The 12,940-nt window shown below is 62.9% G+C and carries 13 protein-coding genes and 5 riboswitches; of the genes, 9 read left to right on the forward strand and 4 right to left on the reverse strand.

Translation table 11 applies throughout. The annotated features are described in order from the left end of the window. Nucleotides 1-5 precede the first annotated feature (5 nt). Complete coding sequence (locus DCN14_RS38070; protein ID WP_143331654.1) at nucleotides 6-596, reverse strand: hypothetical protein; 591 nt, start codon at nucleotides 594-596, stop codon at nucleotides 6-8. A 45-nt stretch (nucleotides 597-641) separates the two neighbouring features. Between DCN14_RS38070 and DCN14_RS38075 the strand changes: the two genes are divergently transcribed. Continuing rightward, nucleotides 642-1,376 carry a hypothetical protein gene (locus tag DCN14_RS38075; protein WP_143331653.1) on the forward strand — a complete coding sequence of 245 codons (735 nt, stop codon included), beginning with the start codon at nucleotides 642-644 and terminating at the stop codon, nucleotides 1,374-1,376. Beyond that, nucleotides 1,367-1,428, reverse strand: a riboswitch (Fluoride riboswitch). (Overlaps the previous gene by 10 nt.) A 52-nt stretch (nucleotides 1,429-1,480) precedes the next feature. Here the strand turns inward: DCN14_RS38075 and cfa are convergent. Beyond that, the gene (gene cfa, locus DCN14_RS21490) at nucleotides 1,481-2,680 is read right to left on the reverse strand and encodes a cyclopropane fatty acyl phospholipid synthase (RefSeq protein WP_096502589.1); all 1,200 of its coding nucleotides are present in this window, start codon (nucleotides 2,678-2,680) and stop codon (nucleotides 1,481-1,483) included. Nucleotides 2,681-2,899: 219 nt separating this feature from the next. Further along, nucleotides 2,900-3,292 (reverse strand): fluoride efflux transporter CrcB, encoded by a 393-nt coding sequence (gene crcB, locus DCN14_RS21495; protein ID WP_096502587.1) that lies wholly within the window; start codon nucleotides 3,290-3,292, stop codon nucleotides 2,900-2,902. 63 nt (nucleotides 3,293-3,355) lie between these two features. Continuing rightward, nucleotides 3,356-3,422: riboswitch (Fluoride riboswitch) on the reverse strand. 170 nt (nucleotides 3,423-3,592) lie between these two features. Continuing rightward, nucleotides 3,593-3,656: riboswitch (Fluoride riboswitch) on the forward strand. A gap of 299 nt (nucleotides 3,657-3,955) precedes the next feature. On the opposite strand from crcB, the gene DCN14_RS21500 reads away from it, so the two are divergent. From DCN14_RS21500 to DCN14_RS21515, 4 genes are all read left to right on the forward strand, one after another. Next, nucleotides 3,956-4,270, forward strand: coding sequence for a hypothetical protein (locus tag DCN14_RS21500; RefSeq protein ID WP_096502585.1), 315 nt, complete (start codon nucleotides 3,956-3,958; stop codon nucleotides 4,268-4,270). Between the two features lie 44 nt (nucleotides 4,271-4,314). Beyond that, complete coding sequence (locus tag DCN14_RS21505) at nucleotides 4,315-5,058, forward strand: 2,3-bisphosphoglycerate-dependent phosphoglycerate mutase (protein WP_096502956.1); 744 nt, start codon at nucleotides 4,315-4,317, stop codon at nucleotides 5,056-5,058. A 72-nt stretch (nucleotides 5,059-5,130) separates the two neighbouring features. Continuing rightward, nucleotides 5,131-5,748 carry a histidine phosphatase family protein gene (locus DCN14_RS21510; RefSeq protein WP_096502954.1) on the forward strand — a complete coding sequence of 206 codons (618 nt, stop codon included), beginning with the start codon at nucleotides 5,131-5,133 and terminating at the stop codon, nucleotides 5,746-5,748. 126 nt (nucleotides 5,749-5,874) lie between these two features. Then, nucleotides 5,875-5,941: riboswitch (Fluoride riboswitch) on the forward strand. 79 nt (nucleotides 5,942-6,020) lie between these two features. Continuing rightward, a complete protein-coding gene (locus DCN14_RS21515) occupies nucleotides 6,021-7,331 on the forward strand; it encodes a voltage-gated chloride channel family protein (protein ID WP_096502583.1) in 1,311 nt (436 codons plus the stop codon). Between the two features lie 4 nt (nucleotides 7,332-7,335). On the opposite strand, the gene DCN14_RS38740 is transcribed toward DCN14_RS21515, so the two are convergent. Next, nucleotides 7,336-7,755, reverse strand: coding sequence for a hypothetical protein (locus DCN14_RS38740; RefSeq protein ID WP_240327419.1), 420 nt, complete (start codon nucleotides 7,753-7,755; stop codon nucleotides 7,336-7,338). A 38-nt stretch (nucleotides 7,756-7,793) separates the two neighbouring features. On the opposite strand from DCN14_RS38740, the gene DCN14_RS21525 reads away from it, so the two are divergent. The 4 genes from DCN14_RS21525 to DCN14_RS21540 all read left to right on the forward strand — a co-directional run bounded on the left by DCN14_RS21525 (nucleotide 7,794) and on the right by DCN14_RS21540 (nucleotide 12,633). Then, nucleotides 7,794-8,144, forward strand: a complete 351-nt coding sequence (locus DCN14_RS21525) for a hypothetical protein (protein ID WP_143331652.1) — start codon at nucleotides 7,794-7,796, stop codon at nucleotides 8,142-8,144. Nucleotides 8,145-8,147: 3 nt separating this feature from the next. Then, a complete protein-coding gene (locus tag DCN14_RS21530) occupies nucleotides 8,148-9,350 on the forward strand; it encodes an MFS transporter (RefSeq protein WP_096502577.1) in 1,203 nt (400 codons plus the stop codon). Between the two features lie 56 nt (nucleotides 9,351-9,406). Beyond that, nucleotides 9,407-9,468, forward strand: a riboswitch (Fluoride riboswitch). Further along, nucleotides 9,452-11,140, forward strand: coding sequence for a hypothetical protein (locus DCN14_RS21535; RefSeq protein ID WP_205212612.1), 1,689 nt, complete (start codon nucleotides 9,452-9,454; stop codon nucleotides 11,138-11,140). (Overlaps the previous riboswitch by 17 nt.) Beyond that, entirely contained in the window at nucleotides 11,137-12,633 is a 1,497-nt protein-coding gene (locus DCN14_RS21540; protein ID WP_096502573.1) for a DNA mismatch repair protein MutS, read from the forward strand. The genes DCN14_RS21535 and DCN14_RS21540 overlap by 4 nt, the downstream gene beginning before the upstream one ends. The last annotated feature ends 307 nt before the right edge of the window (nucleotides 12,634-12,940 follow it).

The raw sequence follows: 12,940 nt of genomic DNA on the forward strand, positions 1-12,940 counted from the left end.
CGTCGTCAACCCGATACGCATTCGCGCGCGTCGGTGGCGGGGCGCAGGATGCTACCGAGTGCGCCGCGCAGCCGCTGCTCGATGCGCGGCTCCGACGCATAGATGAACGCTTCGGCGAAATGCTTGAGGCAGACGCCTTCCACGGCAAGCGCGAGCGCGTCGTCGTGCTCGGCGCGCGACACGCCGCGAATCAGGCGGGCGATGCTTTTCCTTGCGGCGATTTCCTCCGCATCGCAGCCGGGACAGCTTTCCCGCGGCTGTGTTCCGTCGCGTTGCGCATCGCGCTCGTTCCGCGCGTCATGGCGCGAGTCGAACCAGCGCGCGTGCCTGCGCCGCCGGCGTTTGGGCGGGGGCGGCGCGGCCGGGTCCGCCATGGGCTTGCCGGGCAGCGCGACTTCGAAGTAGCGGGCAAGCGCCGCGTGCTGAAGCGCGCGGTCCGGTTGCCGGATGCACTGTAGAAGGTGGCGGTGGCAAGTCGGCAGCGCAATCCAGCCGGGCTGCCGGAGGCGGACGTTGTCGATCGCGGTGCCGAGCCATCGGCGTTGCGCGAGGGCGATGTCCTCGCATATCGGACATGCGCAGCGCGCCGCGTGCACGCTCATGCTGTTTGCGAGTTCGAGCGGATAAAGCTGGAGACACGCTTGCGCGATGCCTGCGTCCGGAAACGCGCCGGGACGATCGATCGCGCCGAGCACGCCGCGCGACCGGGCGCGCAGCAGGCGTTTGATCCGGCCGAGGAGCGGGGGCTCGACGCGCTGCTTCAGCGATTGCAGGTGGACGAAGCACACGGGCGGTGGCGAGAACGGCTTCTGCTGCTCGAGCTCGTGCTGTATCCGCGCCAGCACCCGCCCTTCGACACGATGGAAATACGCGCAGGCCGGGCAGCGGCCGCGCGCGCCGAACACGATGTCCTGTATCAGTTCGTCCTGGAGCGCGGTTCGATCGAGCAGGTCGCACAAAAGGCGTCCGGCATCGCGGATCGAGTCCTGTACCGCCGCAGCGGCCGGCCCATGCAGTTCCGTCGCCAGGGCTGCGTGCGCGCGGCAGAATCCCATGCCGAGTGCGAGGGTCTGCGCCAGCGCGATGCGCGCGCGGCCGTTGCGAAGCACGCGCCCGAAGTACTGCGTATCGGCGTCGCGAAGCTGCTCGCACACGACGCAGCGGCACGCGTCATTGCCGGGCGGGGGCGAGTGTTCGGCGGAGTCGGCCGGGCCGTGCACGGAACGCGGCGAGCGATCCGGCGATCCGGCGGGAGGAGACGGGTGGGAGCGAGCAGCATCATGCTTGATATGCATCACGGCGACGTCCGTTGCTGGGTTACGCGATCCGACGAAGCGGGACCCAACACGATGCCCGCACCCCGTCAGGGTCCGTAGGCATCATCAGCCGTGAGGCGGTTCAATGGAGAATGCCATCTCCTCGATGCAAGTCTAGCGCGGTGGCCTGCATCGCACCATGCATCGATTCCGACGCAACGCAATCAGCTGTGTGCGGGATCGGGATCGCGATTCGAGCGGACGGGTATTGACGGCCGGCAGTAGCCGCCTTCGAGCCCGCGCCTGGAAAAAACCCACTGCCACAGCTGAGTCTCGCGAGAACGGAACAGCCCCGCGCACGACAGCAGGTAGTAGCGCCACATCCGGTGGAAGCGCTCGCCGAGTCGCGGCTCGAAGCGCGGCCACGCCACGTCGAAGTTCGCGTGCCATGCCATCAGCGTCCTGTCGTAGTCGGCGCCGAAATTCTGCAGGTCTTCCGTCACGAACAGTCCACCGGCGGCATCGCCGATTTCAGCGAGCGCGGGCAATTCCCCGTTCGGGAAGATATAGCGGTCGATCCACGGATCCGGTGTCGTTCCGCGACGATTCTTCCCGATCGTATGGAGGAGAAACAGGCCGTCGTCCGTCAGGCAGCGATGGGCGACCTCCATGTAGGTCCGGTAGTTTTTCGAGCCGACATGCTCGAACATGCCGACGCTGGCGATCCTGTCGAAGCGTTCGTCAATGGCGCGATAGTCCTGCAGCCTGAATTCGAGCGGCAGCTTCCGGTATCGCTCGCTGGCCCACTGAGCCTGCTCTTTCGAGATCGTGACGCCCACGCATGTCACGCCATAATGTTCGGCGGCGAAACCCATCAGGCTGCCCCAGCCGCAGCCGATGTCGAGAAGCCGCATGCCGGGCGTCAATTGAAGCTTGCGGCATATCAGATCGAGCTTGTCTTCCTGGGCTTCGTCGAGCGTCCGGGCGCCGCCGGACCAGAACCCGCAGGTGTACGTCATTCTGCGGTCGAGCATCGCCGCATAGAAGTCGTTGCCGATGTCGTAGTGCCGCTCCCCGACTTGCCACGCACGGCGAATCGTTTGCCGATTCATGATCCGCGCATGCAACGCATGCAGGCCGAGGTGGACGGGATGAATCTTCTCGTCGAGTTTCGCCCTGAGTATCCTCGCGAAGAACTGGTCGAGATGGTCGCAGTCCCAGCGGCCATCCATATACGCTTCGCCCAGGCCGAGATTGCCGTGGGCGAGGATGTCGGTGGGTACGTCGTCGTCGTGGAGGCGAATGTCCCACGGACGGGCTCCGCCGATCTTGACATCGGCATGCGTGAGTAACGCTTCGATGAAGCGATACGCCTTGCTGTTGCGGTGCGAATCGGTTCGACCTTCCGAACGAGCTGTCGACATGACTCATCTCCTCTCATCGGCCTGTCGGGCTTTCCTGTAGCGTGAGCCGGGCGGAAGCGGTGACGGACCGATCGATGAAGTTCCAGGCTGGGCGCGCCGGTGCACGACGCGAGTCCTACCGTACTTGAAGACGCAACCAGAAATTCAAACATGCATGAAACGTCGTGGCCGTTCCGGCATGACGCATGATGCAGTTCGATAATGGCCTTTCGGATTTGCTCAGGCGACGGCAACCCGCGCTACGGCGCTGACGGTGGCGATACCCAGTATCGTCATGATCAGCGACGAGGAGACGTGGATGGCGATCTCGCCGGCAGCCCAGCCCAGTCGCCCTTCTTGCAGATGAGCAACGACTTCGGCGGAGAAGGTCGAGAAAGTCGACAGGCCGCCCATCAGGCCGGTGATGACGAACAACCGCCATTCGCTGGGGATCTCGGGGAGTCGCGAGAAGAACGCGATGGCTACGCCGATGACGTAGCCGGCGATGACGTTCGCTGCAAGCGTACCGAGCGGGAGCTCGGGGAACAGACCGTTGAGTCTCAGGCCGAGGACCCAGCGCAGCAAAGAACCCAACGCACCGCCGATCGCAACCGCAAGAACCGATTGAAACATATCGAATGCCCCATTTTTGATTAGACCTCGACGCACGCCGGAAGCAATGGCGCTCTCGTCTGCCGGGTTGTAGGCATCATCGGCTCATCAATCTTGAGCGGTTTTGGAGAATGCCATCTCCATGGCGAGAGTTTATCATCGGCCCTTGCAGCGTCAAGGGAGGCCGGACACTTGCAGTCGATGGCGGTGAATGCGCGGAAGCTTCGCCCGGGGCAAGTGGTGTGGATCGCGAGGTTTCACCGTTCCGTGTCGGGGCGTCGAGGACGCAAGGCTTGCGAGGTGCGGGGCCCGGCAGTATTCTTTGCATCAGGAGATGGCATTCTCCATAACCGCCGAAACACCGGCTGATGATGCCTACTGCGTTTGCGGATGTGACAACACCCTCAATCAACGACAGCAGGATCATCATGAACGCTACCCTCGTACGCTTCCTCCTTCGCCCGTTTCGACTTCTTTGGGCGCCGCACTTCCGATACAGCCTTCCAGTTCGTGGTGAGCGCCGGCTATGCCCCGTTTGCATCCGGGCGACCGAACGTCGTCGGGACAGCTCCGGCCGCGCGCCTTGGTAAGCCGCTCGGAGACGCATCCCCGCGAGAACGGCGCCGGGGCATTGCAATCATCGTCGTATTCCCAAGGTTTGCCGACCTGACGAGAGGAGGCAGCATGCCATTCGACATGAACGCGCATCCGTGCGATGCGGTTTCACTCGATTCGTTTGATTCACCTATTCCCGAGCCGGCTGGCGGAACGAGCGCCGATCGCCTCGATGCGGGGCCCGGTGGACGTCCGGCGGCGAAAGCCGACGGCGAGCTGGCGCGCTGCGAAGCGACGTTGCGACAACTCGGTTACGTCAACATATTTTCCTTTGCCACCGGCGAGTTCCTGATCGTTGCCCGTAATGGCGAACGCGTCCGCGGGAGTTCGCTCGGCGACGCGTTGCAGGAAATGTCGAATCGACTGGGATTGAAGGTCCGGTGACCCGGCGCAGCGTGCTTGCGCAAGGCGAGCGGGCGGGAGCGAGCATGGAGAGCAGCCGCGATGCCGGCCGGGACGATGAGCCGTCGCTTTTTCTGGTTCTGGTTCGGCACGGCGAGTCCGAATGGAACCGGGACGGTCGATTTACGGGATGGACGGACATCGACCTGACTATCGGGGGCGAAGGGCAGGCGCGCGAGGCCGGGCGAATGCTCGCACGCGACCGATGGCAGTTCGACCTTGCCTATACGTCGGTGCTCAAGCGGTCGATCCGGACACTGTGGCTCATGCTGGAGGAACTCGATCAATCGTGGGTTCCGGTCGTGCACGACTGGCGGTTGAACGAGCGCCACTATGGAAGCCTGACGGGCATGCGCAAGACGGAGGCCGTCGAGCGTTTCGGGGAGCAGGCCGTGCAGCATTGGCGACGCTCGTACCATGGGCGCCCGCCGCCGATGTCGGTGACGATGGACGATCGGCGCTATCGCCGATTGCCGCCCGGCGAGATCCCTCGTGCCGAGTCCCTGTGCGATACCGAACGTCGAGTCGCGGCTTTCTGGCGCGACACGCTCGCGCCAGCCATCGAATCGGGGTGCCGCGTCATCGTTTGCGGGCACGGGAACGGGCTGCGTGCGCTGGTCAAGATTCTGGACGCGTTGTCCGAGGCCGACGTCATGAGCCTGGATATACCGAACGGCATGCCGCTGGTTTATCGGTTCGACCTCGACATGACCGTGATCGACAGGTTCTATATCGAGGCGCCGGCGATGCGGGAGTCGAACATCCTTTGATTTTTCGCGAACGGCATCGGTTGCGAGAGGCTGGACGCGACGCGCGCTCGCGCATTCTTTGGGAGCATGGCCATGCGAATTGTTTTGACTCGCCACGGGCAAGTGGAAGGCATCGATCCACCGCGCTTTCGTGGCCGCGCCGAGCTGGAGCTCACGCCGCTTGGCTGGCGACAGGCGGCGTTGCTGGCCGATACCGTTGCGGCCCGTTTCAAGCCGGTTGCCGTCTATACGAGCCCGATGAAGCGGTGTCGGGACACGGGCCATGCGATCGCGACCGCATGCGCGGTTCCGGAGCACGTTCAACCCGGGATCGACGATTTCGACTATGGGGCGTGGCAGTGGAAGAGCCATGCGGATGCCCGCGCGCAGTTTCCCGACCAGTACGCGTTGTGGAAGACGGCGCCGCAGTGGATGCAGTTCCCGGGCGGAGAGTCGTTGCAGGCTGTCGCACTCCGAACGGCTGACGCGTTGCGCGAGCTGTTGGCCGCCCATGCCGACGAGACCGTCGTCCTGGTCGCCCACGATAGCATCAATCGGGTTCTTCTCCTACATGCGCTCGACATGCCGCTGTCCGCGTACTGGCGAGTGGCGCAGGATCCGTGCTGCCTGAACGTCATCGACATCGACCGGGCCGGAAGCGCGAAAATCCTTCAGATCAATGACACGGCGCATCTGGCACGTGAGGATTGAAACGGGGCTGCATCAAAGTCGAGCGCGCTAGCCGCCCTGCACAATGTCTGGCAGCCCGGTCGGGCCGGGGGGCAGTGCGGCAGGGCGCTCAACGACATTGCACCGCGGAAGATTTCTCGCGTACAATTTCGCGCTGGAGATGGCATTCCTCCTCATAACCGCTGGTCAGCCAGCTGATGATGCCTACGCGTTCCTGGGTACAGGAGGTCGTAGGCCGTCCGTATAGCGGCGTTCTGTCGCCCAGGTTTGATGTCCTGTCAAATCTGGTAAAAATGAAGCGAATCAAAACAATCGAGCAAGTGGCGATGGTGTCCTACCTTTGCCGATGGCTCGTCATTTCTTGCGGCATGGGCGCGTTGGCGGGTTCGGCGTCCGCGCTCTTTCTTGCCGCCCTCGATCTTGCAACCGAGACGCGCCTGGGTCATCCCTGGCTGCTCGCGCTGTTGCCCATTGCCGGTTTCGCGACCGGCTGGGTGTATCACCGCGTCGGGAAGTCCGTCGAAGGCGGGAACAATCTGTTGATCGACGAGATTCACGATCCGCAGAAGATCGTGCCGAAGCGCATGGCGCCGCTCGTTCTCATAGCAACGGTCGTCACGCATCTGTTCGGCGGATCGGCCGGGCGCGAAGGCACCGCCGTGCAGATGGGCGGCGCCATCGCGGATCAGATCACGCGTGCGCTGAAGCTCGATCGCGACGATCGGCGCATTCTGCTGATGGGCGGAATCGCGGCCGGTTTCTCGTCGGTATTCGGCACGCCGCTCGCAGGCGCCATTTTCGGGCTGGAAGTACTGGCGATCGGCCGAATCCGATACGACGCACTCCTGACTTGCGTGATCTCCAGCGTGGTCGCCGACGAAGCCTGCCGGATGTGGGGCATCCATCACACCGTCTACGCGATCCCGTTCGTGCCGCATCTGAATGCGCTGGGACTGGGCTCCGTGCTGATCGCCGGCGTGGCATTCGGTGTCGTCGGCATGTTGTTTGCCGACTCGACTCATGCACTGTCCGCATTCCTGAAGCGCAGGATCGGCTATGCGCCCATGCGTGCGTTCACCGGCGGCGTCATTGTCGTTGTCGCGGCAACCGTGCTGAACGTGCCACAGTATCTCGGACTGGGGATCCCGACCATCGAGGCGTCGTTTCATGGTTCGCTTCCGTTCTATGACTTCGCGGGCAAGTTCGGCTTTACCGTCGTGACGCTCGCATCCGGCTTCAAGGGCGGAGAGGTCACGCCGCTTTTCTATATCGGCGCGACCCTCGGGAATGCGTTGGGGCATGTGCTGGCGCTGCCTGTCCCGGTTCTCGCCGGCCTCGGGTTTGTCGCGGTGTTTGCCGGCGCGGCCAATACACCCATCGCGTCGACCGTCATGGCGATCGAATTGTTCGGCGCCGATATCGGGGTATATGCGGCGATCGCGTGCGTCGTCGCGTACCTGTTTTCCGGTCACACGGGTATTTATCGCGCACAGCGTGTCGACCATGCGAAGCACCCGCTCCTGCCGAACGGCATGCGGCTGGCCGACATTCCCGCGCTACGACGCGTCCGCCGCAGCGCGCCGGCGGTTTCACCCGAAGCATGACCGATCACTCTTTCTTGATAGCGCTGAAATGACCAAACTCACGGCACTTCGCTTGTATTTTCACCACTCCGCCAAAGCGCATCCGACACGCCTGTGGCATCGCATCTCGCGCCCGAGTCTTGCGCATCATCTCCTGCGTCATGCGAAACGCGCGGGCATCGAGCAGGCCGTTCTGCATCGCGTCCATGCCGGCTATCTCGGCGGCGATCGGCTTCACCACGGTCACGCCGAACATGTTCATCACAGGTTTCCTCACTGCATCGAACTGATCGATCGGGAGCACAAGCTGAGGGACTTCTGGCAAGCGCACGGGAGCGGTCTGCAAAACGTCAGGGCCATTTTCATGCCATGCGAAGCGGCAGGAAATCATGACCAGTCGTCGTTGATCGCATGAGACCGATACCGGCAGCGGCAGGGGGAACATGCCGCGCCCGGTCGATTCCAGACTGCATGGAGGGGCGCTTGAAAAAAGGAGTTGCAGTCCGCACCAAACTGCAAGCCGAGGCGATCGTGGCACTCATCGCAATCCTGGTTGCCGAGCTGCTGACGATGCTCGTCATGTCGATCATTCCGCGAAGCTATTCACCTTTGGAACTGGCGTCGCTTGCGGCTTTTGGCCTGGTCACCGCCGTCCTGTTTCTCGTCTGGTTCCGAGCCGACATAGCGCGCGCGTACAGGTACGCTGTCGAGCATGAATATCTCAAGTTCGCCGGTCAGCCACCGCGAATCGTCGCGATTCTCGATAGCTGTCCGCGACGCTGGATGGTCATGCTGCACATCAGGATGCATCCGGCTCTGGTGGGCGTGGAGTAGGGCATGGGCGCGCGGCCGACCGTTTCGGGCAAGGGGACGTCTGCGCGGCAGGCCATGCGCTTTGTCGTTCTCATCGGTATCCTGAGTTTCTTTGCGGACTGCACGTACGAGGGCGCGAGGGGGATACTCGGCCCGTTTCTCGCACAGGCCGGCGCAACCGCCACGATCATCGGCGTGGTCATGGGGCTCGGCGAGCTGCTCGGCTACGGCCTGCGCCTGGTGTCAGGCACGTTGGCCGATGCGTCGCGCCGGTTCTGGACCATCACGATCGTCGGTTATCTGTTGCAGATGTCGGTCGTGCCTGCGCTGGCCTTGACGCACACCTGGCAGCAGGCCGCGGTTCTCGTGGTGCTCGAGCGGGTCGGCAAGGCCATCAGGAACCCGCCGCGGGACGTCATGCTTTCCAATGCGGCTCGGCACGTGGGGGGATACGGTTGGGTATTCGGTGTACACGAGGCCTTCGACCAGTGTGGCGCGATGATCGGTCCGCTCGTCGTGGCTGCCATGATGGCGCGCGGCGGGAGCTATCGCGAGGCTTTCGCGGTGCTGGCGATCCCGGCGGCCTGCAACCTCGGTTTTCTGGCCGTTGCGAGAGTCGTTTTTCCTGGTTCCGGCGCGCCGGTTGCAGACGCAGCGGATGCGATCGCGACGACCGCCTTTCCGCGCCGCTTCTGGATCTATCTGGCGGGGGCGGGGCTGGTTGCGGCGGGCTTTGCCGACTACCCGCTGATTGCCTACCACTTTGCACGGCACGGGACGTTGCCCGTCAACTGGATTCCTGCGTTCTATGCCGTGGCGATGGGTGTGAGCGGCGGTGCGTCGCTCGTACTGGGACGGCTGTTCGATCGATATGGCATGCGCGTCCTGATCGGCTTGACGATGCTATGCGCGGCGTTTTCCCCTTGCGCATTTCTGGCCGATAACTTCGAGCTCGCGCTGGTTGGCGTGGTCCTTTGGGGAATGGGGATGGGGGTGCATGAATCCATCATCCCGGCTGCGGTTGCGCCGATGGTTTCCGCGGCGCGCAGGGCGTCGGCGTTCGGTCTCTTCACGTCGATATACGGCGTCTGCTGGTTCGTCGGCAGCGCGGCAATCGGCTGGCTGTACGATCGCTCGGTGACGTCCACGGTCGTCTTTTGCGTCGCGACGCAGTTGCTCGCGATCCCTTTCCTTGTCGGCGCGTCGAGCAAGGAACCGAAAGCCTGATCGTGGCCGACGGTCGTGCGTGGAAGGTTGTTGGAAGCGGACGCCGGCACTAGAATGAAACGCAGGGAGATGGCATCCTCCCAAACCGCCCGATCGGGCTGATGACGCCTGCATACACTGGAGTGCGTGCTGTAGCGCCGGCTCGTCAGCTTTCCGGCCGCCGTTCCGCGGCCGGGCCATTCCAGTCGAACCTGTACGAACGGCAAGCGAAGCCGCGACGGGTTGTCGCGCGCGTCCGTGGATCGGGAGGCAAGATGGCGGATGTCAGTGTCTTGTACGATGGGCCGGGTGTCGAGGTCGACAGCGGCGAGGCCATGCAACCGGATTGCTTCCGAGACCTGAACCTCGACCAGGTCGTGGCCGCCGTGATCGCCGGCAGGGAAGCCTATGATCTCGAGGCGTTCTTCTATCGGAACGCTCGGGACGAGCGGACGATCCGCTATCGTCAGGACGTGATGCGCGATCTGGAGCGGCCGGCCGTACTGGACCGCGTCAACCGATTTGCGCTGAACATGCGTAGCATGCGTGCCTGCCTGCAAAGCGCGGGGAAGCTGTTCCACACCTGGCAAAAGCGGCGCTGGCAACTCGAGGCCGCGCATCTCTACTGCGACGCCGTCCGGGCGCTCTCCGCCGATCTCGAAATTGTTGATCTCCGTTCAACGGGACTGCGACGCGTCCGTGACCACGTGCGCCACTATGTGTTGACGGATGCATTCCTGTTGCTTGCAACGAGTGAGGCACGCGTTCGCGCGCTGCTGGACCAGGTGCACTACACGATACATATCGACGGTGACAGCGTGGTCGTCAGTCGATACGACGGCGAACCCGACTACAGCGCCGACGTGCTGAGCGCCTTCGAGAAATTCAGGCAGCGCGAGTTGGTGGAGCGCCGCTTTCGCGCCGACGACTATCCCAGCATGAACCATGTGGAAGCGCAGATACTCGATTGCGTCGTCCGCCTGAATACCGACGCCTTCGACGCGCTCACTCGCTTCTGCGACGAGCATGCGTCATTCTTCGATTCCGCCGTGGTCGCGTTCGATCGCGAGGTTCAGTTCTACATTGCCTATCTCGAGCATATGCGGCGCATCACGGAGCAGGGTGTCACGTTCTGCTATCCGGTGGTGTCGGAAGACAACAAGACCGAATCGGTAGCAGGATCGTTCGACCTGGCGCTCGCCGAAAAGCTCAGGCGCGAAAGGCGTTCGATCGTATGCAACGACTACCGGCTGGAAGGCGCCGAACGCATCATGGTGGTCACGGGCCCGAATCAGGGCGGCAAGACGACCTTCGCCAGGATGTTCGGTCAGTTGCATTTCCTTGCCAGCCTCGGCTTGCCGGTGCCAGGCAGCCATGCGCGGCTCTTCCTGCAAGACCAGGTATATGCCCATTTCGAGCGGGAAGAGGACATGAAGAACCTGCGCGGCAAGCTTCATGACGATCTGCTGAGAATCAGGCGGATCCTGGACGAAGCGACGCCGCGCAGTGTGATCGTCATGAACGAGATATTCAGCTCGACGTCCCTCAAGGACGCGATCTTCCTCAGCAAGAAGGTCATGACGAAGATCATGTCGCTCGACGCGCTGGCCGTGTACGTCACATTCATAGAAGAACTGTCGCGGCTGAGCGGACAGACGCTCAGCATGTTGAGCGAAATAAATGCCGACGACGATACGTCGCGGACTTTCAGGATCCGTCGCCGGCCGGCCGACGGAAAGGCGTATGCCGTTTCGCTGGCACATAGATATCGGCTGACCTACGAGCAGATCGCGGAGCGGCTGGGCCTATGAAAGTCCATCTCATGTATCGCGAGGCGGACTTCCTCGTCGGGAAGGACCGCGATGCCTGCGCCGACGCGATTTTCCGCGATCTTGAATTGCGCACGCTTTGTTCCGCGATGTCGGACGGCGACGCGTATCTGTTCGACGTGGCGCAGGCGGCGCTCGGCAATCCGCTTGCGGATCAGGATGCCATCGGCTTTCGGCAGGACGTGCTGCGCGACTGTCTGTCCGGTCACACGGTGGTCCGATCGCTCTACGGCCATGCCGTCGAGGCTATCGAGCTCGGCAAGAAGAGCTATTTCGGTTTCTACTCGAAGTATCCATCGGCGATGCTCGGCAGTGCGCGCGAGTTGATGGAATCGTTCGTCGAGACGTTGCGAAAGATGCGCGAAATCGCCGACAGGCATTCGGCGGATTTCCGGTCGGCCGGGTTTGTCCGGTTCTTCGAGATGATCGAAGCCGAGCTGACGGACGACTACTTCGAGCTGGTCGCTCGACATCTGAAGACGCTGAAGTTCCGCAGGGGACTGCTGATCAGCGCTCGCCTCGGGCCGGGAAACAAGGGCCGGGCCTACACGCTCAGGAAGTCGGCCGATGACGATCTGGGTTTTACCCGGCGCATGTTCAGGCAACGTCGGGAATCGTATGGCTTCCAGATCCCGGAGCGCGACGAGGCCGGCGCACAGGCGCTGTCGGAACTGGAAGCAAAGGGCATGGATCTGGTTGCGCGCGCATTGAATCAATCGGCGGAGCACGTGCTCGACTTCTTCAACATGCTGCGTTGCGAGCTGGCGTTTTACATCGGGTGCATCAACCTGCACGACCAGTTGCTGGAGCGGGGGTATTCGATGTGCATGCCGGACGTGGCGCCGGCCGATACGCATCGTCTCGACGCCCGGGGATTGCGTGAGGTGTGCCTGGCGCTGCGGACCGGCCGCGATGTCGTTCCCAATGACCTGCACGCAAACGATCGCGACCTGGTGGTTGTCACGGGCGCAAACGAAGGCGGAAAGTCGACGTTCCTGCGCAGTATCGCGACGGCGCAGTTGATGATGCAGGCGGGGATGATGGTGCTCGCCGAACAATTCTCGTCCAGCGTTGCCGGACGCGTCTTCACGCATTTCAAACGCGAGGAGGACGAGTCGATGACGAGCGGGAAATTCGACGAGGAACTGCGCAGGATCAGCGCGATTATCGATCAGGTGGAGACGGGCAGCATCGTGTTTTTCAACGAATCCTTTGCCTCCACGAACGAGCGCGAGGGGGCGGAAGTTGCTGGGCAGATTGTCGGAGCACTGCTCGATAAGCGCGTCAGGGTGCTGTTCGTCACGCATATGTACGCGCTATCGAACGGGCTGTATGAATCGCGCGGCGCACGTGCATTATTTTTACGTGCGGAACGGACTGACGAGGGCGGTCGGACCTATCGCATCGTTGACGGCGAACCGCTTGATACAAGCTTTGGCGAGGACCTGTACCGGATTGTGTTTCCGAGCGGCTGACGCGAGGTTTGGGGTCTGCTCGAAACCTTGTGTTTGAAGCATACGCTGATAGCCAAGGAACCAGGTTCGTTCGCGATTCTTCGTAGCGTTGCCCGGCGACCGGCGCTGCTACGGGCTGGGCATCCGGGCAACGGTTCCTGTTCCCGCTGCCCGTACTGTCCTCGCGCTGCGGTCGGTGTATTCCGGTCAGTAGCTGCTGCGTGCGCGGCGGCGTGGGCGTGCTGCGGTGCAGAACGCGGTTCGCGACGCGACCCGGGACAAGAAGCGTGTTCTCGGTCTTGGACGATGGGACGCACTGTCCGGAGAG

Origin of the sequence: Burkholderia sp. IDO3 (genome assembly GCF_003366075.1) — a bacterium.
Classification (GTDB): Bacteria; Pseudomonadota; Gammaproteobacteria; order Burkholderiales; family Burkholderiaceae; genus Burkholderia; species Burkholderia anthina.

Coding starts and splice junctions, on each gene's coding strand:
- cfa (WP_096502589.1), bottom strand. CDS start 2,680: ATGTCGACAGCTCGTTCGGAAGGTCGAACCGATTCGCACCGCAACAGC.
- crcB (WP_096502587.1), bottom strand. CDS start 3,292: ATGTTTCAATCGGTTCTTGCGGTTGCGATCGGCGGTGCGTTGGGTTCT.
- DCN14_RS21500 (WP_096502585.1), top strand. CDS start 3,956: ATGCCATTCGACATGAACGCGCATCCGTGCGATGCGGTTTCACTCGAT.
- DCN14_RS21505 (WP_096502956.1), top strand. CDS start 4,315: ATGGAGAGCAGCCGCGATGCCGGCCGGGACGATGAGCCGTCGCTTTTT.
- DCN14_RS21510 (WP_096502954.1), top strand. CDS start 5,131: ATGCGAATTGTTTTGACTCGCCACGGGCAAGTGGAAGGCATCGATCCA.
- DCN14_RS21515 (WP_096502583.1), top strand. CDS start 6,021: ATGAAGCGAATCAAAACAATCGAGCAAGTGGCGATGGTGTCCTACCTT.
- DCN14_RS38740 (WP_240327419.1), bottom strand. CDS start 7,755: ATGTTCCCCCTGCCGCTGCCGGTATCGGTCTCATGCGATCAACGACGA.
- DCN14_RS21530 (WP_096502577.1), top strand. CDS start 8,148: ATGGGCGCGCGGCCGACCGTTTCGGGCAAGGGGACGTCTGCGCGGCAG.
- DCN14_RS21535 (WP_205212612.1), top strand. CDS start 9,452: ATGACGCCTGCATACACTGGAGTGCGTGCTGTAGCGCCGGCTCGTCAG.
- DCN14_RS21540 (WP_096502573.1), top strand. CDS start 11,137: ATGAAAGTCCATCTCATGTATCGCGAGGCGGACTTCCTCGTCGGGAAG.